Source organism: Rothia mucilaginosa, from assembly GCF_901875305.1.
Taxonomy (GTDB): domain Bacteria; phylum Actinomycetota; class Actinomycetes; order Actinomycetales; family Micrococcaceae; genus Rothia.
The window spans coordinates 275081-300058 of record NZ_CABFLY010000003.1; the positions used below are offsets into that span (position 1 = coordinate 275081).

At 63.1% G+C, this 24978-nt stretch carries 20 protein-coding genes; 19 read left to right on the forward strand and 1 reads right to left on the reverse strand.

Features of this window, described 5'->3' with window-relative positions:
• Positions 1-141 precede the first annotated feature (141 nt).
• The 16 genes from JX292_RS05285 (at position 142) to JX292_RS05360 (ending at position 19722) form a co-directional block, all read left to right on the forward strand.
• Positions 142-1974: a proline--tRNA ligase gene (locus JX292_RS05285; protein ID WP_204862239.1), complete on the forward strand. Its 1833-nt coding sequence runs from the start codon at positions 142-144 to the stop codon at positions 1972-1974.
• 2 nt (positions 1975-1976) lie between these two features.
• The gene (gene rimP, locus JX292_RS05290; protein WP_204862241.1) at positions 1977-2648 is read left to right on the forward strand and encodes a ribosome maturation factor RimP; all 672 of its coding nucleotides are present in this window, start codon (positions 1977-1979) and stop codon (positions 2646-2648) included.
• A gap of 109 nt (positions 2649-2757) precedes the next feature.
• Positions 2758-3849, forward strand: a complete 1092-nt coding sequence (nusA, locus tag JX292_RS05295) for a transcription termination factor NusA (RefSeq protein WP_204862243.1) — start codon at positions 2758-2760, stop codon at positions 3847-3849.
• Positions 3850-4085: 236 nt separating this feature from the next.
• Positions 4086-4445, forward strand: a complete 360-nt coding sequence (locus JX292_RS05300) for a YlxR family protein (protein ID WP_204862245.1) — start codon at positions 4086-4088, stop codon at positions 4443-4445.
• Between the two features lie 200 nt (positions 4446-4645).
• Positions 4646-7438 carry a translation initiation factor IF-2 gene (infB, locus tag JX292_RS05305; protein ID WP_204862247.1) on the forward strand — a complete coding sequence of 931 codons (2793 nt, stop codon included), beginning with the start codon at positions 4646-4648 and terminating at the stop codon, positions 7436-7438.
• Positions 7439-7704: 266 nt separating this feature from the next.
• On the forward strand, positions 7705-8145 hold the full coding sequence (gene rbfA, locus JX292_RS05310; RefSeq protein WP_204862248.1) for a 30S ribosome-binding factor RbfA: 441 nt from the start codon (positions 7705-7707) through the stop codon (positions 8143-8145).
• Positions 8146-9243, forward strand: coding sequence for a tRNA pseudouridine(55) synthase TruB (gene truB, locus JX292_RS05315; RefSeq protein ID WP_204862249.1), 1098 nt, complete (start codon positions 8146-8148; stop codon positions 9241-9243). It begins immediately after the preceding gene.
• Positions 9244-9397: 154 nt separating this feature from the next.
• On the forward strand, positions 9398-10174 hold the full coding sequence (locus JX292_RS05320) for a DUF4345 domain-containing protein (RefSeq protein WP_204862250.1): 777 nt from the start codon (positions 9398-9400) through the stop codon (positions 10172-10174).
• 166 nt (positions 10175-10340) lie between these two features.
• Positions 10341-11381, forward strand: a complete 1041-nt coding sequence (locus tag JX292_RS05325) for a bifunctional riboflavin kinase/FAD synthetase (RefSeq protein WP_204862251.1) — start codon at positions 10341-10343, stop codon at positions 11379-11381.
• Between the two features lie 203 nt (positions 11382-11584).
• A complete protein-coding gene (locus tag JX292_RS05330; RefSeq protein ID WP_049332787.1) occupies positions 11585-12043 on the forward strand; it encodes an S-ribosylhomocysteine lyase in 459 nt (152 codons plus the stop codon).
• Positions 12043-12936 (forward strand): 5'-methylthioadenosine/S-adenosylhomocysteine nucleosidase, encoded by an 894-nt coding sequence (mtnN, locus tag JX292_RS05335; protein ID WP_204862257.1) that lies wholly within the window; start codon positions 12043-12045, stop codon positions 12934-12936. Before JX292_RS05330 ends, mtnN begins: the two co-directional genes overlap by 1 nt.
• Positions 12937-13136: 200 nt before the next feature.
• Entirely contained in the window at positions 13137-13439 is a 303-nt protein-coding gene (locus JX292_RS05340; RefSeq protein ID WP_239653648.1) for a hypothetical protein, read from the forward strand.
• A 242-nt stretch (positions 13440-13681) separates the two neighbouring features.
• A complete protein-coding gene (locus JX292_RS05345) occupies positions 13682-15088 on the forward strand; it encodes an amino acid permease (protein ID WP_204862262.1) in 1407 nt (468 codons plus the stop codon).
• Between the two features lie 210 nt (positions 15089-15298).
• Positions 15299-15568 carry a 30S ribosomal protein S15 gene (rpsO, locus tag JX292_RS05350; protein WP_005507098.1) on the forward strand — a complete coding sequence of 90 codons (270 nt, stop codon included), beginning with the start codon at positions 15299-15301 and terminating at the stop codon, positions 15566-15568.
• Between the two features lie 405 nt (positions 15569-15973).
• Positions 15974-18190: a polyribonucleotide nucleotidyltransferase gene (locus JX292_RS05355; protein ID WP_204862264.1), complete on the forward strand. Its 2217-nt coding sequence runs from the start codon at positions 15974-15976 to the stop codon at positions 18188-18190.
• Between the two features lie 200 nt (positions 18191-18390).
• Positions 18391-19722: a M16 family metallopeptidase gene (locus JX292_RS05360; protein WP_204862266.1), complete on the forward strand. Its 1332-nt coding sequence runs from the start codon at positions 18391-18393 to the stop codon at positions 19720-19722.
• Positions 19723-19948: 226 nt separating this feature from the next.
• Here JX292_RS05360 and JX292_RS05365 read toward each other — a convergent pair whose 3' ends face one another.
• Entirely contained in the window at positions 19949-21910 is a 1962-nt protein-coding gene (locus JX292_RS05365; protein WP_204862267.1) for an acyltransferase family protein, read from the reverse strand.
• Between the two features lie 363 nt (positions 21911-22273).
• Here JX292_RS05365 and dapB point away from each other — a divergent pair, with 363 nt between their 5' ends.
• From dapB to dapA, 3 genes are all read left to right on the forward strand, one after another.
• Positions 22274-23032, forward strand: coding sequence for a 4-hydroxy-tetrahydrodipicolinate reductase (dapB, locus tag JX292_RS05370; protein WP_204862269.1), 759 nt, complete (start codon positions 22274-22276; stop codon positions 23030-23032).
• Between the two features lie 9 nt (positions 23033-23041).
• Positions 23042-23710 carry a tetratricopeptide repeat protein gene (locus tag JX292_RS05375; RefSeq protein ID WP_204862271.1) on the forward strand — a complete coding sequence of 223 codons (669 nt, stop codon included), beginning with the start codon at positions 23042-23044 and terminating at the stop codon, positions 23708-23710.
• A 236-nt stretch (positions 23711-23946) separates the two neighbouring features.
• Entirely contained in the window at positions 23947-24882 is a 936-nt protein-coding gene (gene dapA / locus JX292_RS05380; protein WP_204862273.1) for a 4-hydroxy-tetrahydrodipicolinate synthase, read from the forward strand.
• Positions 24883-24978: the final 96 nt, after the last annotated feature.

Consider the following 24978-nt stretch of genomic DNA (forward strand, 5'->3'; position numbering starts at 1 on the left):
GGGCTGTTGCGGGGCATCCTACCGCCGTTCCCGGGCTTTACGAAAACGCTATAGAATTAAAGACGACTGTGCCCTCCAGCGGGCGTGCCGCCCGCGCGAGAGGCACCCAGACTTCACCTACCGACCTTTTCAAGGAGAATCGTGGTACTTCGCCTTTCCAATCTCTTCGTGCGCACCCTGCGCGAGGATCCCGTAGATGCCGAGGTTGCCAGCCACAAGTTGCTGGTTCGCGCTGGTTATATTCGCCGCGCCGCTCCCGGCGTGTACACCTGGCTGCCTCTGGGTCTGAAGGTACTGCGCAAGGTCGAGAACATCATCCGTGAAGAGATGGAAGCCATCGGCGCGCAGGAGGTGCACTTCCCTGCGTTGTTGCCCCGCGAGCCCTACGAGGCCACGAACCGCTGGGACGAGTACGGCGATAACCTCTTCCGCCTCAAGGATCGTAAGGGCGCCGACATGCTGCTGGCCCCCACTCACGAGGAAATGTTCACCCTGCTGGTCAAGGACCTGTACTCCTCCTACAAGGATTTGCCGGTTTACCTGTACCAGATTCAGACCAAGTACCGCGACGAGGCCCGCCCCCGTGCCGGCCTGTTGCGCGGCCGCGAGTTCGTCATGAAGGACTCCTACTCCTTCAACATTGACGATGAGGGCCTGAACGAGGCGTACATGGCTCACCGCGCCGCCTACCAGCGCATCTTCAAGCGCCTGGGCCTGGAGATTGTTATTGTGACCGCTCAGTCTGGCGCGATGGGCGGCTCCCGTAGCGAGGAGTTCCTGCACCCGACTCCCATCGGTGAGGACACCTTCGTGCGTTCGGCCGGCGGCTACGCGGCAAACGTTGAGGCCGTGACCACCGTGGTTCCCGAGGAAATCGAGATTACTGAATCTACCCCGGCGGCAATCGTCGTGGACACCCCCGATTCCGCGACCATCGAGACTCTCGTCGAGCGCATGAACGAGCTGCACTCTGAGAAGCTCGAGGGCACCCTGGACGCTTCCCAGACCCTCAAGTGCTTCCTTGGCACTGTCATCACCCCCTCCGGCGAGCGTAAGGTCTTCGCTGTGGGTGTTCCCGGTGACCGCTCGGTGGACCTGGGCCGCGTCGAGGTTAATATCGGTGCGTTGCTGGGTATCGGCGGCGAGGTCGAGGTTGAGGCGGCTAGCGAGGAGGACCTGAAGGCCTACCCGCACCTGGTCAAGGGCTACATTGGCCCCGGCCTGAGCCTGGATGCGCCCCTGCTCGGCGTGCACTCCGAGGACGAGGACGCCGTGGCTTCCGCAACCGGCATCCCCTTCTTCGTGGATCCGCGCGTGGTGCGCGGTACCCGCTGGGTGACCGGTGCTAACGCCGAGGGCAAACATGTGGTGAACCTGGTCTTCGGCCGCGACTTCACCGCCGACGGCGTGTTGGAGGCCTGCGAGGTGCGCGAGGGCGACCCTGCGCCGGACGGCTCCGGCGAGCTGGTGGCGGCCCGCGGCATCGAGATGGGCCACATCTTCCAGCTGGGTCGCAAGTACGCCGAATCCCTGGGCCTGAAGGTTCTGGACCAGAACGGCAAGCTGCAGACCGTGACCATGGGCTCCTACGGCGTGGGCGTGACTCGCGCGCTGGCCGCCGTCGCCGAGGGCAACCACGACGAGAAGGGGCTGATTTGGCCGCGCAACCTGGCACCGGCTGACGTGCACATCGTCGTTACCGGTAAGGACGAGGCTTCTCACGCCTACGCCGATGAGCTGAGCGCCTCCCTCGAGACCGCCGGCGTGCAGGTTCTGCTGGACGACCGCCCCAAGACCAGCCCCGGCGTGAAGTTCGGTGATGCCGAGCTGCTGGGTGTTCCCACCATTCTGGTGATTGGCCGTGGTTTCAAGGACGGCGTGCTGGAACTGAAGGACCGCCGCAGCGGTGAGGCCCGCGAGATTTCCGCTGAGAACGCGGAGGCTGAGGTCATCGCAGAGGTCAAAGGGGAGTAGCCGTGGCGTATAAGCCGAAGCGTTCCGGAACCAAGAAGAGCGCCCCCAATGCGCGCGCTCGCCGCGCCGCATCCCGCGTTGCGAACGGTGTGAATACCTCGCGCACCCGCGCCGAGCGTGAGCCCGTGGTGGAGGCGCCAGTGCGTGTGGGCACCCGCCCGATTCGCGAGGAGGAGGTCGCCGAGGCGATTGCCCCCGTCCTTACGGAGTTCTCGCTCGTGCTGGAGGGCCTGAAGATTTCAGGTCCGGCGGCAAACCGCACCGTGAAGATTACGGTGGACTACACCGCGGAACGTACCGATTCGCTGTCGTTGGATTCTCTCGCGGAGATTTCCGGTGCGATTTCGGGTGCTCTCGATCGCGCGGATGTCAACGACGAGTTCTTCCCCTACGAGCTGGAGGTCTCCTCGCCGGGTGCAACCCGCCCGTTGAAGGAACGCCGTCATTGGGATCGTGCCCGTACCCGCTTGGTTGCGGTCACCGCATCCGACGGCACTGAGTATCTGGCCCGCCTCCTCGAGGTTCAGGACGAGGGTCCGGTCCTGGCGCGGAAGAAGAACACCAAGAAGGGGCAGAAGGAGTCGTACCACGAACCGGCTTTGGTTGCGTGGGAAAATATCGGTTCTGCACATGTCGAAATTGACTTCAATTCTCCGGTTGAACCGGTAGAATAGAGACACTAAAGCTCCGGGCACGGGCTGTTCCGTGCCGGGTATATACCGTTCGGGAGCCGGGACGCGGAGAGCGTCCCGGCGCCGTGCTAACTGGGAAAGGCTGAAAAGCGTGGAGGATATTAAAACTATTGACCTGGGCGCACTGCGCGCATTGGCGAAGCAGCGCTCTCTCGTCATGGAGGAGCTCTTCACCCTGGTTGAGAACGCCCTGCTGCTCGCGTACCTGAAGCAGCCCGGGGCCATCAAGGGTTCGCGTGCCGTCATCGACCGCACCACCGGCGAGTTCGTGATTCTCGCCCCGGAGCTCGATGAGAACAACCAGAAGATCGATGAGTTCGACGACACCCCGAACAACTTTGGCCGTATCGCTGCTGCCACCGTGCGTCAGGTGCTGTCCCAGCGTCTGCGCGACGCCGAGGATGCCTCCGTGCTGGGTGAGTTCAAGGACCGCGAGGGCACCCTGGTGTCCGGTGTGGTTCAGCAGGGTAACAACCCTCGCATGGTTCAGGTTGACCTGGGCACCGTGGAGGCTGTTCTGCCTGCTAACGAGCAGGTACCCGGCGAGAAGTACCCGCACGGTACCCGTCTGCGTGCCTACCTGGTAGAGGCACGCCGCGGCCCCAAGGGCCCTTCAATCGTGGTTTCTCGTTCGCACCCGAACCTGGTGCTGCGCCTGTTTGAGCACGAGGTCCCCGAGATTTCCGAGGGTCTAGTCACCATTAACTCCATCGCCCGCGAGGCTGGCCACCGTTCGAAGATTGCCGTTTCGGCGAAGAACCCGACTATCAACGCTAAGGGTGCCTGCATCGGCGATATGGGTGCCCGTGTGCGTGCCGTGGCCTCCGAGCTGAACGACGAGAAGATTGACATTGTCGACTACTCGCCCGACCCGGCTACCTTCATTGCTTCGGCCCTGTCCCCGGCCAAGGTGACCGAGGTCATTATCGCGAACCAGCGCGAGTACTCCGCCCGCGCTGTGGTTCCGGATGACCAGCTCTCCCTGGCCATTGGCCGCGAGGGCCAGAACGCCCGTCTGGCCGCGAAGCTGACCGGCTGGCGCATCGACATTCTCTCCGAATCGAAGTACGCCCAGGTGCGTGCCGAGGAAGAGGTCGCTGCACGCGTGGCACGTAGCCTCGCCGAGGAAGCCGCCGCCGAGCAGACCGGCGAAAAGGCAGAGGCGGCAACCGACGCCGAGTAAGGCATACCAGCGTCCATCCGCGTGAAACGCGGGAGAAGCGGCAGGCGTAGGGTACCGGGGAGGCCCCCGTACCCTGCGCCTGTCTCACATTTTTACCCACAAGATCCAAAAACGGGATACACTGTTAAGATGTGCCGGAACACCCCGGACGCTCTCGCGCGCCCTGGATTCGCTCCGGCTCAGGCATTAAACGCACACCGTATCGGGCTCCGACAGAATCTAAGGAGGGCAGAGCCGTGACCAAAGCGGTCCTCAGCGACGCCTCTGCTCAGCCGGAACACCCGATTCGCACCTGCGTTGGGTGCCGCACTCGCGACGAACGGCAAAACCTGCTGCGTATCGCGAGCGTTCAGCCCGCCTCCGAGGAGGCCGGCACCCCGCGTTATCTGCCCGATACCGCGGGAACGATGCCCGGGCGAGGTGCTTGGATTCATCCGAGCGAAGCGTGCGTGGTCGCTCTTGAGAAGAAGAACGGCCTGGCCCGCGCCTTCAAGAGGGCGGTACCCGCCGCCGCGCTGAAGGCCTGTTGCGAGCAGATTCGAGCCGTCCTGACGGCGCGCGAGTCCTCGCCAGAAGCCACACCCGGCACCGTATAGCCCCTGTTAGTCAACGAGTTTGACGACTTCTTATCTGAAAGCGAGTCAGAAAACTGATGGATATCTAATGAGTGCCGCGAAATGAGTACCTTCCCGTGCTCACCCACCGGTAACTTCACGAATTGGCGCGCCCCTCGGTGCGCACCCCGTACACATTAGAGTCCGCACCTATCCCGGTGCGGACCGGGATAGGAGAAAATTTGGCTCAGCCTCGAGTACACGAGTTTGCTAAAGAGGTAGGCGTACCTTCCAAGGAAGTTATCGCCAAGCTCAAGGAGATGGGCGAGTTCGTTAAGAGCTCCTCCTCCACCCTGAACCCCATGGTGCTGAAGAAGCTACGTGCGGAGTACCCCGCCAAGCAGTCCGCCCCCGCGGCAGAGGCCAAGGTAGCGAAGCCGGCTCCCAAGCCGGCCGCTAAGCCTGCCGCAAAGCCGGCAGCACCCAAGCCTGCAGCCGCACAGCCGGCCCCCAAGCCCGCAGCGAAGCCCGCCGTCAAGCCGGCCGCTCCGAAGCCGGCCGCAAAGTCTGCAGCGCCCAAGCCCGGTGGCCCTCGCCCCGGCAACAACCCCTTCGCCCCGCAACAGGGTATGGCCCGCCCCGAGGCCGCTCCGAAGCCGGGCCCCAAGCCCGGCCCGCGCCCCGGTAACAACCCCTTCGCACCCCAGCAGGGCATGAAGCGCAACGATTCCCAGCGTTCCGGCGGTCCCCGCCCGGCACGCAACGCACGCTCCGGCGGCAACGGCGGCCCCCGCCCCGGTGGTAACGGCGGCCCTCGCCCCGCGGGTGGCGCACGTCCCGGTGGTAACGGCGGCCCCCGCCCCGCAGGTGGCGCACGTCCCGGTGGTAACGGCGGCCCCCGCCCCGCAGGTGGCGCACGTCCCGGCGCACCGCGTCCGTCCGGTGGTGCACGCCCGAACCCCTCGATGATGCCGAAGGTATCCAACGTGGGTGGCGGCGCATCCGGCTCCAACAACGGTGGCGGTAACGGCGGCGGCGCACGTCGCGGTAACGGCGGCTTCAACCGCGGTCCGGGTCGTCCCGGCCCCGGCGGTCGCGGTAACGCCCAGGGCGCTTTCGGTCGCGGCGGTTCCAAGCGTAAGGGCCGCAAGTCGAAGGCAGCTCGCCGCCACGAGCAGGAGCAGCTGAATGCACCGGCACCCGGTGGCGTGGTTGTTCCTCGCGGCGACGGCTCGACCGAGGTTCGTCTGCGTCGCGGCGCATCCATCATGGACTTCGCTGAGAAGATTGGCGCAAACCCGGCCTCGCTGATTACGGTGCTCTTCCACCTGGGCGAGATGGCTACCCAGACTCAGTCTCTCGATGAGGACACCTTCGAGCTGCTGGGTGCTGAGCTGGGTTACGTTGTCAAGATTGTGTCCCCCGAGGACGAAGAACGCGAGTTGCTCGAGTCCTTCGATATCAACCTCGAGGCAGAGCTTGAGGCTGAGGGCGAGGACGTTCTTGAGGTTCGTCCCCCGGTTGTGACCGTCATGGGTCACGTCGACCACGGTAAGACCCGCCTGCTGGATGCCATCCGCCACACCAACGTCATTGAGGGTGAGGCTGGCGGCATTACCCAGCACATCGGTGCGTACCAGGTCCACACCACCGTCGAGGGTGAAGACCGCGCGATTACCTTCATCGATACCCCCGGTCACGAGGCGTTCACCGCTATGCGTGCCCGCGGTGCGAAGGTCACCGACGTGGCAATCCTCGTGGTCGCAGCGGATGACGGTGTTATGCCCCAGACCGTCGAAGCACTGAACCACGCGCAGGCAGCTAACGTGCCGATCGTGGTTGCTGTGAACAAGATCGATAAGGAAGGTGCGTCCCCGGAGAAGATTCGTGGCCAGCTGACCGAGTACGGTCTGATTCCCGAAGAGTACGGTGGCGACACCATGTTCGTGGACGTCTCCGCTCGCAACGGTACCAACATCGACGAGTTGCTGGAGGCTGTCACCCTGACCGCTGACGTGCTCGAACTGACCGCTAACCCGAACAAGGAAGCACGCGGCGTTGCCATCGAAGCAAACCTGGATAAGGGCCGCGGTGCGGTTTCCACCGTCCTGGTTCAGTCCGGTACCCTGCGCGTCGGTGACGCTATTGTGGCCGGTGTGGCTCACGGTCGTGTTCGTGCAATGTTCGACGAGAACGGCCAGGCCGTGAAGGAAGCTGGCCCGTCCCGCCCCGTGCAGGTGCTGGGTCTGTCCACCGTGCCGCGCGCAGGTGACACCTTCCTCTCCACTGAGGAAGAGCGCACCGCCCGCCAGATTGCCGAGAAGCGTGAGGCTGCCGACCGTAACGCCCAGCTGGCTAAGCGTCGCAAGCGCGTCACCCTGGAGTCCTTCGACGCCGCCGTGGCCGAGGGCAAGATGGATACCCTGAACCTGATCATCAAGGGCGACGTCTCCGGTGCTGTGGAAGCACTGGAAGAGTCCCTGATGAAGATCGACGCCGGTGGCGACGAGGTTCAGCTGCGCGTCATCCACCGCGGTGTGGGTGCTATTACCCAGAACGACGTGAACCTGGCAACCGTGGATAACGCGGTGATCATCGGCTTCAACGTCCGCCCGGCAGAGCGTGTGGCCGAGCTGGCCGACCGCGAGGGTGTCGAGATGAAGTTCTACTCGGTCATCTACCGTGCGATCGAAGACATCGAGCAGGCCGTCAAGGGCATGCTCAAGCCCGAATACGAGGAAGTGGAGCTCGGCTCCGCAGAGATTCGCGAGGTCTTCCGTTCCTCCAAGTGGGGCAACATCGCAGGTTCGATTGTCAAGAACGGCATCATCAAGCGCAACGCCAAGGCTCGCCTGGTGCGCGACGGCTCCGTGGTGGCGGACAACCTCACCATCGAGTCGCTGCGTCGCTTCAAGGACGATGCTACCGAGGTCCGCGAAGGCTACGAGTGTGGTATTGGCCTCGGCTCCTTCAACGACATCAAGGAAGGCGACATTATCGAGACCTGGGAGATGCGCGAGAAGCCGCGCGTCTAAGGCTCCCATACCGATGCGCCCGTGACCCGCACCCCGCCCGCAGGTACCCGGTTTCGTGACCGGGGGCCCACGAGCGGGGGAGCGGGGGCGGGCGCTTTCCGCATCCTGCCCTCAACCCCTAGAATTTTTGTATCTAGCATTACAGCCTCGAGGTGCCGACATCTTGAGGTATCCCGCCCAGTCCGCTTCGGAATGCATCGGAACTAACAACCGGAATCAACCGGGAATCGGGCGGCCCCCCATCAACCGCAGACAAGGAGAGACACATGGCTGACGCAGCCCGCGCGGCACGACTTGCCGACCGCATCAAGGTCATCGTGGCGAAGGCCCTCGAGCGTCGAGTGAAGGACCCCCGCCTCGGCTTCGTGACCGTCACCGACGCCCGCGTGACCAACGACCTGCAGCACGCAACCATTTACTACACCGTGCTCGGCTCCGAAGAGGACGCCGCCAACACCAAGAAGGCCCTCGAATCGGCCAAAGGTATTCTGCGTTCGGAGGTGGGCAAGAACATCACCGCGCGCCTGACCCCGACCCTGACCTTCGTGGCCGACGAGGTGCCCGAGAACGCCTTCCACATTGAGTCCCTGCTGCGTGAGACCCGCGAGCGCGACGCCAAGCTGGCCGCCGCCGCCGAGGGCGCGCAGTACGCCGGCGACGCCGACCCCTACAAGAAGGACGAGGCCGAAGCGGACGAGGACGCCTAAGTGGCCAAGAAACAGTCCCAGGGCCCCTCGGGTCTGATGGTTATCGACAAGCCCGCCGGGATGAGTAGCCACGACGTGGTTTCGCGGATGCGCCGTATCGCCGGAACCCGACGGGTCGGCCACGCCGGTACCCTGGATCCGGCCGCGACCGGCGTGCTGATTCTGGGCGTGAACAAGGCGACGAAGCTGCTGACCTACCTGGTTGGCCAGGACAAGACCTACGACGCCACGATTCGCCTGGGCATCGAGACGCTGACCGAGGACGCCGAAGGCGAGCACACCGCCGCCCACCCCGAGGCCGTGGAGGTCCTGACCGCCGTTGACCCTGAGCAGATGCGTGCGCGCATCCTGGAGGCGGTGGCCGGCCTGCGCGGCGACATCATGCAGGTTCCCTCTGCGGTGTCTGCCATCAAGATCAACGGGGTGCGTTCCTACGCGCGCGTGCGCGGTGGCGAGGACGTCAAGCTTCCCGCCCGCCCGGTGACTATAGACGAGTTCACGGTACATTCCGTGACTGCCGGCTTCGCCGAGTACGTTGTTGAGGACCTCCGGAGCGAGGGGGAGCGCGTAGAGACCTCGGTTCCCGTTGTGGACTGTAAGGTTACGGTTTCGTGCTCATCGGGTACCTACATTCGTGCCCTGGCCCGCGATTTGGGTAAGGCCCTGGGAACGGGCGGGCACCTAACGGCGCTGCGCCGAACCCGCGTGGGCGCGGTACACCTGCAGGATGCGGCCGATCTGGCCGAGCTGACGGCACGCCGCGAGGCTTGCGAGGGGCCCCTCGAGGACCTGCCCCTGCTACCTCTGGAAGAGGCCGCCCGCCGTATTTTCGGGGCCCGCGAGCTCAGTGCGGCCGAGGCGAGCGACATCTCCTACGGGCGTCGCATCGCCCCCAGCGGCGATGGCACCGTGGTCAAGCGCTCCACCCACGCGAGCGCCGATGATCAGGGCGCGATTCAGCACGCCAGCGTTGAGGGTATTGTGGCCAGTTTCGCCCCTGACGGTACCCTGGTGGCCCTGCTGGAGAACAAGAAGCAGCGCGGGAAGGTGCAGGCCGCCCCGGTGCTGGTTTTTGAGGCGAACCGCTCCTTCGACTAGGAAGCTTATCCTAGAGCACTTATCGGATAGCCTGCCTTTCGGGACCTCCCCGCTCACCGGGGAAGCCCCCTCCTCATACTCGGGGCCCCGGCCCCTACACACAGACAAGCACTCGCAGGCGCCCCGCGCGGGGTGCCCGACTCAAGGAGAGAACATGAGCGAGAACCTGACGCCCTCCGAACGTAACGTATCGAAGGCCGCCGCAGAAAAGGCCACGGAACGCGAAGTAGCGCAGCAGACCTCGCAGACCGAGCCGCACACTGCCCCGGTTCCCCAGGTGGAGGATGCCGCCGGTGCCTTCGGCCAAGAGACCAATATTTCGGCATCGAAGGCCCCCGAGGGCGTGCGTGTGAACCCTTCGGCCTCCGCAAAGCCCACCGCCACCAAGGCTGAGAAGAAGGCCGATAAGAAGGCAGAAAAGAAGGCAACCCGTGAGGCGTTCGCCCGCCCCCAGACCATCGAGGAGGCCGCAAAGCCGCAGAACCGCGCCGCCTTCCGCGCCGCCGTGGCTCTGTACGGTCTGTTTATGATTGCCTACGGCCTGTGGCAGGTTTTTGGCGGTGTGAAGGCTGTACCTGATGCCCCGACCGATTTCGCGAACCCCTCGGTGCAGTCGAACTACGTTTTCTTCGCCTCGACCTACGTGGGTGTAGGCCTCTCCTTCGTGTTCATCGCCCTGAAGTTTAAGTGGGTGAACATGCTGGCCTTCTCGTGTCTGGTGGTGTTCCTAGGCGGTGTGGGCCGCATCCTGTCCTGGGTGAACTTCGGCACCCCGAACTGGATTCTTATTGTGCTGATGGTGACCGAGCTGGTCATCCCGCCCTGCCTGCTGGTGTGGTACGGCTGGATCAACAAGTCCAACGCAATCCGCCAGGAGATGCTTAACGCATCCCGAACCCAGCCCGCCGCGGCTGCCAAGGGCCGCAAGTAGGCTCGTATGCGCCCGGGAGGGGCTTCGAGAGGAGCTCGTCCCGGGCTTTTTCGGGGTGTTTGCTGAGCCCCCGTTCCATTCTCTAGCGATGAGTGCCTTCTAATTCTTCATCCTGCCGCCCGTGGTCTAGGATGGAGAGGTACGTTTATCTTTTTCAGGAGAGCCCGTGACCCTCTACACCGCTTTGAGCGACGTCCCCGCCGGCTATGGCCCCTCGGTCGTGACTATCGGCAACTTTGACGGCGTGCACCGTGGGCATGTCCGTGTGATTTCACGCGTGGTGTCCCTCGCTGAGGAGCACGGTCTGCGCTCCATCGCGGTTTCGTTTGACCCGCACCCCGTTCAGGTGCACCGCCCCGAGGTGGCTCACCACGACATCATGAGCCAGAGCGCTCGCCGCCACTACATGTGCCTGCTGGGTTTGGAGGACTATCTGCTGCTGCACTACAGCCTGGAGTTTGCGCAGCAGACCCCAGAGGAGTTCGTGAAGACCACCTTTGTGGATGGCCTCAACGCCCGCTACGTGGTGATTGGCGATGACGTGCGCTTCGGTCGCAATAACTCTGGTGACCTGAACACGATGCGTGAGCTGGGGGAGAAGTACGGCTTCGAGGTTGTGGTCGTGGAGGACCTCATGGTGGATGAGAACACCCGCTGCTCCTCGACACGCATCCGCCAGCTGCTGCTGGAGGGCGACATGCCGGCCGCGACCGAGCTGCTGGGCCGCCACCACATGATGGCCGGCGAGGTTGTGCACGGCCTGGCGCGCGGCCGTGAGCTGGGCTTCCCGACCGCAAACTTGGAGTTGGAGGCCCGCGGTCTGATTCCCGCGGACGGCGTGTACGCCGGCTGGCTCGTGGACGAGGCGGGTACCCGTCACCCCTCCGCTATTTCGGTGGGTACGAACCCGACCTTTGACGGCATCGAGCACCGCCAGGTGGAGGCGCACGTGATCGACCGCCCCGAGGAACGCGTGGAAGACTTCAACCTGTACGGTCAGCATGTGCTCATTGAGTTCGTGAAGCGACTGCGCCCCATGGTGGCCTACACCGGAGTGGAGGCGCTGATCGAGCAGATTAACGACGACGTGGCCAAGACCCGCGAGGTGTTGGCGGAGGACGCGAAGACCTACTGCCCGCCGGAGCGTTCCGTGCGGGCCGAAAAGGATTCCGAGAAGAAGGCCGAGGCGGAGAGTCTCGAGGCGTAGGCTGCGGGTCGCATCCGGCACCTCACGCACAGAAGGCTTGAACCCCGGCGGCAGGTTTCGTACCTGCTGCCGGGGTTTGTCGTACCCGTAGGGCCCCGGCGCCCGCTGAGCCCTAGTGTCCGCATGGCCCCGGTGCTCGAGCGTTCTCAGCCCCTCGTGAGACAGGGGGACGCGAAGCGGCAAAGTTAAGAGAAGATAGAGTCATGGAAAAAATGAACGTCGAATCCTTCAACCTTGACCACCGCGCCGTTAAGGCACCCTACGTGCGCATCGCCGACCGTAAGGTACTGCCCGGTGGCGACACCCTCATCAAGTACGATATCCGCTTCACCCAGCCGAACACCGCGCACCTGGAAATGCCGACCGTGCACTCCATCGAGCACCTGAGCGCTGAGCACATGCGCAACCACACCGACCGTCTGATCGATTTCTCCCCGATGGGCTGCCAGACCGGTTTCTACGCGCTGACCCTGGGCTTGGAGCCTGAGGAGTTCTTCCCGATTCTGGAGGCAACCCTCAATGACATCCTCAACGCCACTGAGGTTCCGGCGGCGAACGAGGTGCAGTGCGGTTGGGGCGCCAACCACACCCTCGAGGGTGCGCAGGCTGCTGCTCGCGAGTTCCTCGCGGCACGCGATGAATGGGCTCAGGTGATGGCGTAGTGAGCGAGCAGATTCCCGAGGCCTTCACCGCCGCCTTCAACCCGGTGGACTTTGACCCGAACGCTTTTGACCCGGCTGAGGCGTTCAACAGCATGTTTGAGCTGATGGACGGCATGTCCAACGCCATCATCATTCAGGTGGCTATGGATGAGGAGCTCGCACCGTTCCTGAAGGCCACCGAGGAGTTGCAACCCTCCTTCACCGAGGGCGCCGCACAGTTCCACCCGCGCTACCTGCAGGTGGGGGAGGACCAGGTGCCTCTGCTGCTGGTCCGCTCTAAGATTGGCCTGGTGAATGCGGCGAGCGCCGTCACCGAGGCGATCAGCTACTCCTCGAATTGCCTGGGCGTCATTAGCGCCGGTACCGCCGGCGGTTTGGCTCGCGGCATTAACGTAGGCGACGTGCTGATTGGCGAGAACTACACCTACACTGACGCCGATGCGACCGCGTTCGGTTACGCACGCGGCCAGGTTCCGGGTATGCCCGAAAGTTACGATGGTCAGGCGGATGAGTGGCAGGATGCTTTGGAGCATGCGCTCGCCGCGCTGGAGCCGGTGCGTGAGCAGGCTGAGAGCCCGTGGGAGGTGCGCCGCGGCCAGATGCTGGCGGGTAACTCCTTCGTGACCGCCCACAACGTGAAGGACACCCGCGAGGCGTTCGAGGGTGCTATCAGCACCGACATGGAGACCACTGCTATTGCGCAGGTCTGCCACAACTACGAGATTCCGTTTATCGGTGTGCGTTGCGTATCGGATCTGTGCGGCCCGGAGGCGGACCAGGACTTCCACCTCTCCGTGGATGTGGTGGCTCCTCGTTCGGCTCGTTACGCTCTGCAGCTGGCTGCTGAGCTGTGGACTGAGGCGCAGCTGGAGGCGCTACAGTTGGCGCTCTAAAGCTCCTCAACTTACGGCGAGATGAACATCTGAGCTTGCTATATGAAGTGCCGGGGCGTGAACCGACGGGTTTGCGCCCCGGCACTTTTTGTACGCGACCCGCGAGAAATGCAGAAATATTAGCCGCGGTGAATATACATTCTGTGTGTCGTGGAGTACTATGTTTGAAGAAACTAATCGCTCTCACAGAGGAGTACGTCGTGAAGTTCTGCCCTACTCTCGCCTCCGTCACAGGTTTGCTCGGTGGCTACAAGGTTGCATCCAGCACCGGTATTCGTCCGCTCGGTGGTGCTGTCCTGGCACTGTGCGGTGCTGTGGCCTACAAGAATTGGAAGCGTAAGGCTGGCGCAGGCCGTGCTACCTTCCTCACCGCTGTATACATGGGCGCGTTCGGCGCCGCTCATCCGCTCGCCAAGAAACTTGGCGCGTGGCCTGCAGTCTATACCGTGACTGCTGTAACCGCTCTGTCTTCTATCGTCATTGGACGTAAGCGACAGAAGTAGTCTTTGAAGAAAAGACGGCGGAAAGGCAACGTTGCCTTCCCGCCGTCTTTTGTATTCCCTCCCGCCGTGCAGGCTGGGTGGGGATGCGCCGGGGCGATGCGCGAGGGCAACACTTTCTGCGCAACGCCCCATCGCTCGATGGGGAGTGAATATTGCGATGCCTGCCGAACCGTGTACGGCGTCGCCCACAACACGCAAGACATCCCCGCCACAAGCGGGCAAACCCCACGAGGTAAAGAAAAATGGTACAAACCAACCCGGTTTCCACCCCGGACGCATCGGCAACGCCGAGCGGCTCTGAGAGCGGACAGCTCTCGCGAGGCCTCTCCCTGCGCCACATTATGTTCATCGCCCTCGGATCGGCCATCGGCACGGGTCTGTTCTACGGTTCTGCTTCCGCGATTCAGCTGGCGGGCCCCTCCGTGCTGCTTGCCTACGTTATCGGTGGCGCGGCGGTGTTCATGGTGATGCGCGCGATGGGCGAGCTCGCCCTGGCGCACCCTGTCTCCGGCGCGTTCTCCGAGTATGCGACCCTCTACCTGGGCCGCTGGGCCGGCTTTGTGACCGGTTGGAGCTACGCCCTCGAAATGGCGCTGGTGGCCGTCGCGGACGTGACCGCCTTCGCCGTGTACATGAAGTTCTGGTTCCCGGACAGCCCCTCGTGGATTTGGATTGTCTCGGTGCTGCTGATTCTGCTCGCCATCAACCTGGCGAAGGTCAAGGCTTTCGGCGAGACAGAGTTCTGGTTCACGCTCGTGAAGGTCAGTGCCATTGTTGCCATGATTGTTGGTGGCATCGCTCTGCTCTTCGTGGGTGTGCAGGCGCACGATTTAGTGGCGCCTTCAGCCACGAACCTCTGGTCGCTGGACGGCGGCTTCTTCGCGAACGGCTTTACCGGCTTCCTCGCCTGCTTTACCGTGGTGATGTTCGCCTTCGGCGGTATTGAGAACATCGGTATTGCCGCAGGTGAGGCGAAGGACCCGCGCACCTCGATTCCCAAGGCGATTCGCACGGTGCCGTTCCGCATCCTGATCTTCTACGTGCTGACCCTCTCGGTCATTATGTCCCTGTACCCCTGGTATTCGGTTTCGAAAGAGAACTCGCCGTTTGTGCAGATTTTTGAGGGTCTGGGTATTCCTGCGGCTGCCTCAATCCTGAACGTGGTCATCATTACCGCCGCTATTTCTGCCCTGAACGCCGACGTGTACGGTGCCGGCCGCATGATGTACGGCCTGGCCAAGCAGAAGCTGGCCCCCGCGTCCTTCGCGAAGGTCACCAAGAACGGTGCACCCTGGATGACCACCCTGCTCATGGTGCTGGTCATGGCGGTTGGCGTGATTGTGAATGTGCTCTTCGAGAACGCATTCGAGGTGGTTGCCTCGCTGGCCACCTTCGCCACGGTCTTCGTGTGGGTCATGATTCTGCTGGCGCACATCGCCTACAAGCGGAGCGGCGCTGATACTGACCCCCAACCCGTGAGTCAGCCCCTGTGGCTGAGCTACGCGGCCCTGACCTTTATGGTCTTTATCGTGGTGCTCTTCGGCTTCTTCGCCGACACCCAGCTGGCGCTGGTGATGGGCGCAATCTGGTGCCTGTTCCTGCTGGGCTACTACCGCCTCGTGGTGGTGCGCACCAAGAGCGAACGCTAAATCCGGGCTGAGCCCGGCGGCCGGTAGTGTGATGAGCTACCTCCCGCCGGGCTTTTGCGTTCCCTTCCGCGAAAGCGTCCCGGTAGCGTAGAATGGGAAGAACGCGTCTGCAGTCCGCAGTAGACGACGTGTAGTACAGGGCGTAAGCCCACCACCCGGCGGCAACCGTCCGTACGGGACGTATGCGGTACTAACTCTAGGAGTTAAAAAGTGGCACTGGATCCCGCTGTCAAGCAGGCAATCATCAAGGAATACGCAACCCACGAGGGCGACACCGGTTCGCCCGAGGTTCAGATTGCAGTTCTGTCTCGTCGTATCGCTGACCTGACCGAGCACCTGAAGTTCCACAAGCACGATCACCACTCCCGTCGTGGCCTGATGATCCTCGTTGGTCGTCGCCGCAACATGCTCGGCTACCTCAAGAGCGTCGACATCGAGCGTTACCGTTCGCTGATCGAGCGCCTGGGTCTGCGCCGATAAAACAGGAGCGTCTTGACGCTTTTGTGGTGATTAATCGCCTTGAGGCGGTGTGTGCGGACGTGCTGTAGATGTTCTTCACCTTCTTCGGGAGGCGTGGGGCATCGGCACGTCCGTACTGCCGCGTTCGGGGGCGCTCGCCTCAACCGGTCGCGGGCTAAACGGCCCAGACCGTCCGGTGGGGTGCCCCACCAACCATGATAGAAAACCAGCCGCGAGCGCACACGCCGCGGTCCTCGGTAGCGAATTACGGAATAACACCCCCTCAGCACATGCGTACGGTGCGGAACTCTGCCCGGAACCGCCGGATTTAACCGGCGTAACGACGGCGGGGGAGCGGTGCCGTGGTTTCCTATCGAAGGCCGACTCGTGCGCTACGCACCGGCTGACCAAGAGAAAGAAGGAACCGTGGAAGGTCCCGAAATCCAGTTTGCCGAAGTCGAAATCGACAACGGCATTTACGGTAAGCGCCACGTGCGCTTTGAAACCGGCCGTCTCGCCAAGCAGGCTAACGGCTCGGTGCTCGTCACCATTGATGACGAGACCACCCTGCTCTCCGCAACCGTAGTCGGCAAGTCCCCCCGTGAGGGCTTCGACTTCTTCCCGCTGACCGTGGACGTGGAAGAGCGCATGTACGCAGCCGGTAAGATTCCGGCATCCTACTTCCGCCGCGAAGGCCGCCCCAGCACCGAGGCCATTCTGGCTGCCCGCCTGATTGACCGCCCGCTGCGCCCCGCCTTCACCAAAGGCATCCGCAACGAGGTGCAGGTCGTCGTGACCGTCCTGACCTACAACCCGGACGAAATCTACAACACTTTCGCTATTAACGCGGCTTCGGCATCGACTTCGCTCTCCGGCGCGCCCTTCAGCGGCCCCATCGGTGGCGTGCGCGTGGCCCTGATTGACGGCCAGTGGGTCTGCTTCCCCAAGTACTCCCAGCTCGAGAACGCCGTGTTCGACATGGCTGTGGCCGGTCGCATCGTCACCAAGGCTGACGGTACCGAAGATGTGGCCATTATGATGGTCGAGGCTGAGGCCACCGACAACTCCTGGAAGCTCATCAAGGAGGACGGCCAGACCGCCCCCACCGAAGAGGTCGTCGCCCAGGGTCTGGAGGCTGCTAAGCCCTTCATCGCTGCCCTGTGCAAGGCCCAGGCTGACCTGGCTGCTCGCGCCGGCAAGCCCGCCCTCGAACTGCCCTTCTTCGGCGGCCACGGCGAGGACGTCGATGCGGCCGTGAAGGAATTCGCCGCAGACCGCCTGGTCGAGGTGTACTCCATCGCCGGCAAGCAGGAGCGCGAAGCCGCCGCAGCCGAGCTGAAGGAAGACCTCATGGAGGCTCTGACCGGCGAAGGTAAGGAATTCGAAGAGCGCGCTGATGAGGTCTCCGTGGCATTCGCCGCCTTGACCAAGTACATCGTGCGTCAGCGCATCCTCACCGAGCAGGTACGCATCGATGGCCGCGGCCTGACCGATATCCGTCAGCTCACTGCCGAGGTTGAGGTTCTGCCCCGCGTGCACGGTTCCTCCCTCTTCGAACGTGGCGAGACCCAGATTATGGGCGTAACCACCCTGAACATGCTCAAGATGGAGCAGCAGCTGGACTCCCTGCACCCGGTCAAGTCCAAGCGCTACATCCACCACTACAACTTCCCGCCGTACTCCACCGGTGAGACCGGCCGCGTGGGCTCGCCCAAGCGCCGTGAAATCGGTCACGGCGCCCTGGCTGAGCGTGCTCTCGTGCCGGTGCTGCCCTCGCGCGAGGAGTTCCCCTACGCAATCCGCCAGGTCTCCGAGGCGCTGGGCTCCAACGGCTCGACCTCCATGGGTTCGGTCTGCGCCTCGACCCTGTCCCTGCTGAACGCCGGCGTGCCGCTACGCGCACCCGTCGCGGGTATCGCGATGGGCCTGGTGTCTGACGAGGTGAACGGCGAGACCCGTTACGCCGCACTGACCGACATCCTGGGCGCCGAGGACGCACTGGGCGACATGGACTTCAAGGTGGCAGGTACCTCCGAGTTCGTGACCGCTATTCAGCTGGACACCAAGCTCGACGGCATCCCCGCCTCCGTGCTGGCCGGCGCACTGACCCAGGCCCGCGAGGCTCGTCTGCACATCCTGGATGTGCTGACCAGCGCCATCGACGCACCCGATGAGATGAGCGAGTTCGCACCGCGCATTATCTCCGTGAAGATTCCGGTTGCTAAGATCGGTGAGGTTATCGGCCCCAAGGGTAAGATGATCAACCAGATTCAGGAAGACACCGGCGCCGACATCTCCATCGAGGACGACGGTACCGTGTACATTGGCGCAGCCGACGGCCCCTCCGCCGAGGCTGCCCGCGCCGCCGTGAACGCCATCGCGAACCCGCAGGTTCCCGAGGTCGGCGAGCGCTACCTGGGCACCGTGGTGAAGGTGACCGACTTTGGCGCCTTCATCTCGCTGACCCCCGGTAAGGACGGTCTGCTGCACATCTCCGAGATGCGTAAGCTCAACGGCGGCAAGCGCGTGGTTGACGCTGAGGACGTTGTCTCCGTGGGCCAGAAGGTTCAGGTGGAGATCACCAAGATTGATGACCGCGGCAAGCTTTCGCTCGCACCGGTCGTTGAGGGCGACGACGAGTAGTCGTAACCCCCGCTAAGTGATGAGGGGCGTTCGGCGCACCCGGCGCGGTTCACTCCCCGCCGGATGCACCGGACGCCCCTTCGCTGTGCTTGCCCTGTATCTTTTGATGCTTTTCCGCCCTATCAACTGTGAGACTGTCTACAGGTAATAGGGTAGGAAAGCTTACCTTCAGACGTACCTGTTGAAAGGTTCTTCTCTCTATGTCTATTTCTCTGCCCGTCGAGCTTGAGGCGATTGCCGAGGAGCTCGACTACGAGCACGGCCGCCTCATCTACGAGGGTGCGGGCGGCAACGAGGTGCGCCGCTCCATCCTGCCCGGTGGCGTGCGCGTCATCACCGAGAAGATGCCCGGCACGCGCGGCGTGTCCATCGGCTTCTGGGTAGGGGTGGGCTCGCGTGACGAGGCCCCCGGCATGCTCGGCTCCACGCACTTTCTGGAGCACCTGCTGTTCAAGGGCACCGGAACCCGTACCGCCCTGGACATTGCCTCCTCCTTCGACGCGGTGGGCGGCGAATCCAACGCGCTAACCGCCAAGGAGCACACCTGCTACTACGCGCGCGTGCTCGACGACGACGCGCCCATGGCTGTGGATGTCATCACCGACATGGTGACCAACGCCCTGCTGGACCCCGCCCACCTGGAGCAGGAACGCGGCGTGATCCTCGAGGAAATCGCGATGGATCAGGACGACCCGACCGACGTTGCCTTTGAGAACTTCGTGGAGCAACTCATGGGCGACAACCCCCTCGGACGCCCCATCGGCGGCACGCCCGAAGAGATTCAGGCGGTCCCGCGTGATGCCGTGTGGGAGCACTACAAACGCTACTACACCCCGGACCGCCTGGTGATTTCCGCCGCCGGTTCCCTGGAGCACAGCACTATGGTTCGCCTCGTGCTGGAGTCCCTGACCCGCTACGGCTGGGACCTGCGGGAGGGTGTGGCCCCGGCACCGCGCCGTGCGCGCACCGACAGCGGCATCGTGCCGCTGAGCGAGCTGCGAGAAGTTCAGAAGGGTTTTGAGCAGACCAACATCGTGATGGGCTGCCCGAGCATCATCGCGGGCGATGACCGCCGCTACGCGTTGAGCGTGCTGACCAGTGCGTTTGGTGCGGGCATGTCTTCGCGCCTGTTCCAGGAGATTCGCGAGAAGCGCGGCCTGGCGTACAGCACTTTCGCGTTCTCTGGCGCCTATTCGGATGCCGGCTACTTCGGCATGTACGCGGGCTGCCTGCCCGCCAAGACCGAGCAGGTGCGCGAGGTCATGGGCTACGAGTTCGATAAGCTTGCGGCCGCCGGCATCACCGAAGAGGAGCTGCTGAAGGTGCGCGGCCAGCTGGCCGGCTCCACCGTGCTCGGCAGCGAGGACTCCGGTTCGCGCATGTCCCGCCTGGGCCGCGCGGAGATGGATTCCGGCCAGTTCACGAGCACCGACGAGCTGCTGGAGAAGATTCGCGCGGTCTCCCTCGAAGAGGTACGCGAGCTTGCCGCGTTCCTGGGCGAGCAGCAGATGATTACGACCATCGTGCGTTAGTTTGGCCCGTGCGGGGGGCATCAGTCCCTCGCCGGTTGAGATATAAAGCCCATGCGGAATCGAAAGGCCCGTTGGCCACTCTCACGAGAGTAACCAACGGGCCTTTCAGTGCGTCTTCAGCGGGTCTTCAGTGCGTTAGAACCGCCCAGGCATTGCTCCGACCAGCGTCACCGGGCCAGCGTGACTGGTTCGATGCGGTTTCTGCGCGTCACTGTCTGCAACGCCGCTACTTCTTCTGCGCCTTGGCGATGGCCTGCTCCACGACCCGGGCGTAAAGCTCCTGGCCGGCCGCCTCGGGATGCACGCCGTCGGAAGCGAGCAGACCGCTCTGAGTCTGCAGAGCCTGGCGAATAGCCGAGTTCCAATCCGCGATAATCACGCGATCGGAGTGCTGGGAGGCAAACTCGTGAATCTTCGTGTTCGAGTACTCGATCCAGCTCAGGTTGCGCGGGCCGTAACCGGTCACCAGCACCAGCTTCGAATCGGCGGGCATGGCCGCCAGAACCTCGTCGAGCTGACCGTCCAGAATGGTTGAGTTCGCGGTCACCGACAGCACCAGGGTCTGTCGAATCTGGCCGCTGGCACCCATGGTCTTAATGATGGGCAGGGCCTTGGCGATGGTACGTCCCTCAGCCGCGTCAATCTGCGCCTCGGGCATCTTGTCGTACAGATCGGGGGAGACCGCCACCACGATGGAGTCACCCACGACGGTCACCTGCGAGGAGTTGATAGGGCCGGTGGCCTCCTGGGAGGCCGAGGCGCTTGCGGAAGCGTTGACCTTCGCATCCTTTCCATCCTTGGCAGCGGCCGAGGCGCTCGCGGAGGCGCTGGCACGAGCCTCCTGGCGGGCCTTCAGACGTTCGGCCGCGGCGCGCTTGCCATCCTCAACGGACTGCTGGGCGGTAGTCATGGCCGGCGCGGTGCGCACGGCCACGCCGGTCGCACCGGCGGCCGCAATCACGAGCAGGGTCAGCGCGATGGGCAGAGCCTTAACGGTGGCGTTCTGGAAGGAAGCGATAACGCGGTTAGCGCTTTCGCGGAAGCCGCGGCGTCGAATCGGGGTCTCAATCCAGCGGTAGGACATCTCAGCGATGGCGAAGGTCGCCACCAGCACGCCGACGTTCACCAGTGGGGAGCGATCGGCACCGAGCACGTAGTGCATGACCACGGCCAGCGGCCAGTGCCAGAGGTACAGGCCGTAGGAGCGTTCACCCACCCAGCGTAGGGGTGCGAAGTTCAGCAGTCGGCGCAGAGCCTCGGAGGCGCCGGCAAGCATATCGGGCAGCATGCCCTGAATCACGCCAAGGGCCAGCAGGGAGGCGCCGAACAGACCCCAGGGGATTGCACCTGGTGCAGATTCGGGCACGAGAATTGCGTAGGGGATGAGCGCGAAGAGGCTCAGCCAGCTCACCATCACTCGGGTGAACGCGATCAGACCGAAGGGCTGAGCCACACGGTACAGCGCCTTCTTCCCCATCGGCGGGTATAGCGACCAGGGGCGGGCAAAGGCTAGCAGAGCACCCAGCAGCAGACCGTACAGGTGGGTGTCGGTGCCGTAGTAGATGCGGCTGATGGGCGTGCCGTTCATGAGCAGGAAGGCGGCCACACCCAGGGAGGCAAGAATTCCCAGCACCATGATGGCGCTGAAATGTCGCCAGCGGCGGCCCAATAGCAGGCCGGACGCAACAATTAGCAGGGGCCAGAGAACGTAGAACTGTTCCTCGACGGCAAGGGACCAGAAGTTCGTGAAGAGCTCCGGGGAGGTCTGTGCGAAGTAGTCGTTTCCGGCGAAGATGGAGATCCAGTTGGACGAGAAAGTTGCTGCGCCCAGTAGCTGGCGGCCCAGGTTAACCTGAATATCGCCTCCGACGATGAGGCTTACGGGCCCCAGTACGAGAATCATGAGGGCGATAGCCGGCAGCAGACGGCGGGCGCGACGTACCCAGAAGCTACCGAGCGCGATGCGGCCGTTCAGGGCGCCTTCGCGCAACAGGAGCGAGGTGATGAGAAAACCCGAGATGACGAAGAAGATATCCACGCCGATCATGCCGCCGGGCAGGACCGTGGGCCAGAAGTGGTACACGATGACCAGGAGCACGGCGATGGCGCGCAAACCGTCCAAACCCGGCAGAATATAACGCCGGTTCGCTTCATATGGGCGTACAGAGGAGGTAAAGAGGGATTTCATACGGTCTGTGTACTCCGAGGGACGGGTTGAAAATAAAATACCAACCTATTATAGGTTTGCTTCCATTAGATGACGTACCGGATTGCGTATATGACGCAAAGAGCCAGCACGTCAGCGCCTGGGTGGGGCCCGAGGGGTGGGAGGCCCGAGCGGATTTTCTAAGTGAGGTGACTGAGAGAGCAGAAGACGCCTTCAACAAGGAACCCATGGGGGGGGTACGCTAACGCATCGGGGATAATGGAAGGGAAGAAATGGCGACGGGCCACCTAAACGACGCGCCACCCAAATGATGGGGTGCATTGCCCTGGGGAGAACCCGTCAGCAAAAAACCTGTTACATCAGAAGTGAAGGAACGGATAACGTATGAGCGAGAAGGTTTGGAAGGTAGCGGTTCTTGGAGCCGCGGGCCGTATGGGGTCGGAGGCGGTTCGCGCCGTCAACACCGCCGAGGACATGGACCTGGTCGCGGCCCTGGGTCGCGGTGATGACCTGCAGGAACTGGTCGACTCCGGCGCCGAGATTGTGATTGACCTGACCGTTCCGGATTCGAGCGAAGCCAACGTACGTTTCGCGGTTGAGCACCGGATTCACGCGGTGGTTGGCACGACCGGCTGGACCCCCGAGCGCCTGGAATCTTTGCGTGAGTTGCTGGGTGAGCACCCCGGCGTGGGTGTTTTGGTTGCCCCGAACTTCGCGATCGGTTCAATCCTGGCAACCGAGTTTGCGGCCAAGGCAGCCCGCTACTTCGATTCGGTCGAGATTATTGAGATTCACCACCCGAACAAGGTGGACGCTCCCTCGGGCACCGCGGTGCACACCGCCCGTAAGGTGGCGGCCGCACGCGCCGAGGCTGGCGTGGGTCCGAGCCCGGACGCCACTACATCCGATCCGCTGGGTTCGCGCGGCGCGGTAGTGGACGGTGTGCATGTGCATGCGGTGCGTCTGCGCGGCATGGTGGCGCACCAGGAGATTCTGCTGGGTGATCCCGGCCAGCAACTGGTGATTCGTCATGATTCCTTTGACCGCGCTTCGTTCATGCCGGGTGTGTTGTTGGGCGTGCGCGAGGTGGCGGCGCATCCTGGTTTGAGTGTGGGGCTGGACGCCTACATGGATTTGTCTTAGGAAGGCCTGATGTCTGAACAGACTTCTTCCGAGGGTTCGCCGGTTCCCTCCGCCGTGCGAAGCCGCGGCCCGTGGTGGACTTCGCTACGTCTGTGGACGGTGTGCGCGTGCGTTCTGCTGGTGCTGACGGTGCTCATTCTGCCGCTTCCCATCGTGGTGCGCGCCTTCATTCTGGGTGTGCTGATTTTCAGCGCGGTCTTTGTGACTGTGGACGCTGGCGGGTTCGGCAAGACCTTCGCCGCGTTGACCTGCACGCTGCTGGTGCTGTACCTGGTGTACACGGCCGATCGCGGCATGTCTCTGCTTCTTTCGGGTTCGGTGGCCGGCGTGGTGCTGGGGATTGGCATGATTCTGCTACCCGTGCTTGGCGCATGGGCCCTGGTGCGTGAGATTCTCTTTGGTACGCGTATTCAGATGATGGCTCAGCAGCTGTCTGATTCGGGTGATTTGGCGGAGGATCACCTGCCGCGCACTCCGAGCGGTAAGGTGGACCGGGCGGCTGCTACGGCGGAGTTTGAGTCCTTTGCTGAGGCCGTGGAGGCCAGTCCGGAGGATTGGAAGGCCTGGTTCAACCTGGCCTGTATGTACGATGCGGTGGGTGAGCGTAAGCGAGCCCGTGCGGCGATGCGTAACGCGTGGTCGTTGCGTTCGGGTAGGGCTGCGAAGGAAATGCGCTAAGAGTAACTATGAATAACGCAGGGAACGGTAGGGTTTCCGAAGGTTGAGTGGCCGTGCTGGGGGAGTTCTCAGCGCGGCCACTGGCGTATTAGTCTCGGGGTGTCAGGCTGGTGTCTGCGTGGAAAAGGCGCTTTAGGGTTCACAGCGGTGCGCGGGCGAATAAGTGTTGCGCGACACTATATGAAAATTTATGCGGTATGTGGTAAAAATCTGTATTTCGAGGGTAACCTGGAGATATGTCTGAGAACCTATCTAACCCCGGTACCTTTGTTGAACCCGTTTTTGGTCGCTTGCTGACCGCGATGGTCACCCCCTTCGCCCAGGACGGCTCCGTAGACGAAAAACAGGTGGCGGACCTGGCGAATTACCTGGTCGATAATGGTCACGACGGACTGGTGGTCTGCGGTACCACCGGTGAGTACTCGACCATGACCGACGACGAGAACGAACGCGTCTTCCAGATTGTGAAGGACGCCGTCGGCTCTCGCGCCAAGATCGTTGCCGGTGTGGGTTCAAACGATACTGCGCACACTATTGAGCTGGCCCGCCGCGCTGAGAAGGTCGGCGTGGACGGTCTGCTGGTCGTGACCCCCTACTACAACAAGCCGACCCAGGCGGGTGTGTACGCTCACTTTTCTACCGTGGCTAAGGCCACCGATACTCCCGTGATGCTCTATGACATCCCGGGCCGTGCGGGCATCCCGATTGCTCCTGCAACTTACCGTCGCCTGGCAGAAATTGACAGCATCGTTGCTGTGAAGGACGCCAAGGCTGACTTTGGTGCCGCAACCGAGGTGATGGCAACCACTGACCTGCACTACTACAGCGGTGATGACGGTCTGACCCTGCCGTGGATGGCAATGGGTGCTGTCGGCTTGGTGTCGGTGACTGCGCATGTTGCTCCGCATCTTTTCCGCGCCCTTATTGATGCAGTGGTGGCTCAGGACCTCGTGGAGGCGCAGCGTCTGCACCTTGAGCTGGCTCCGATTGTGCGCGCCACCATGGGTCGCGCCCCTGGTTGCGTGGCCGCTAAGGAGATTCTCGCGTGGCAGGGCGTGCTGGATCAGCCTGTTGTTCGCCTGCCGCACGTGCTCTCCGAGCCGGAGGTGCTGGCCGCTATGCGCGAGGACCTGATGACCTCGAGCCTTGCTCACACTCTGAAAAACGCATAAACTTTTATCCAGCTTCTTTTATGCGTCCGGGCTGTTCTGCTCGGGCAGCGTGAAGCAGGTTAAGAGATTTTTGGCCGCCCACACGGTGATTGATGG

What these genes read in the sequence shown, in the direction of transcription:
- rbfA (WP_204862248.1), top strand. Translation starts at nt 7,705, where the DNA reads ATGGCTGACGCAGCCCGCGCGGCACGACTTGCCGACCGCATCAAGGTC.
- JX292_RS05320 (WP_204862250.1), top strand. Translation starts at nt 9,398, where the DNA reads ATGAGCGAGAACCTGACGCCCTCCGAACGTAACGTATCGAAGGCCGCC.
- JX292_RS05330 (WP_049332787.1), top strand. Translation starts at nt 11,585, where the DNA reads ATGGAAAAAATGAACGTCGAATCCTTCAACCTTGACCACCGCGCCGTT.
- JX292_RS05345 (WP_204862262.1), top strand. Translation starts at nt 13,682, where the DNA reads ATGGTACAAACCAACCCGGTTTCCACCCCGGACGCATCGGCAACGCCG.
- JX292_RS05360 (WP_204862266.1), top strand. Translation starts at nt 18,391, where the DNA reads ATGTCTATTTCTCTGCCCGTCGAGCTTGAGGCGATTGCCGAGGAGCTC.
- JX292_RS05365 (WP_204862267.1), bottom strand. Translation starts at nt 21,910, where the DNA reads ATGAAATCCCTCTTTACCTCCTCTGTACGCCCATATGAAGCGAACCGG.
- dapB (WP_204862269.1), top strand. Translation starts at nt 22,274, where the DNA reads ATGAGCGAGAAGGTTTGGAAGGTAGCGGTTCTTGGAGCCGCGGGCCGT.
- JX292_RS05375 (WP_204862271.1), top strand. Translation starts at nt 23,042, where the DNA reads ATGTCTGAACAGACTTCTTCCGAGGGTTCGCCGGTTCCCTCCGCCGTG.
- dapA (WP_204862273.1), top strand. Translation starts at nt 23,947, where the DNA reads ATGTCTGAGAACCTATCTAACCCCGGTACCTTTGTTGAACCCGTTTTT.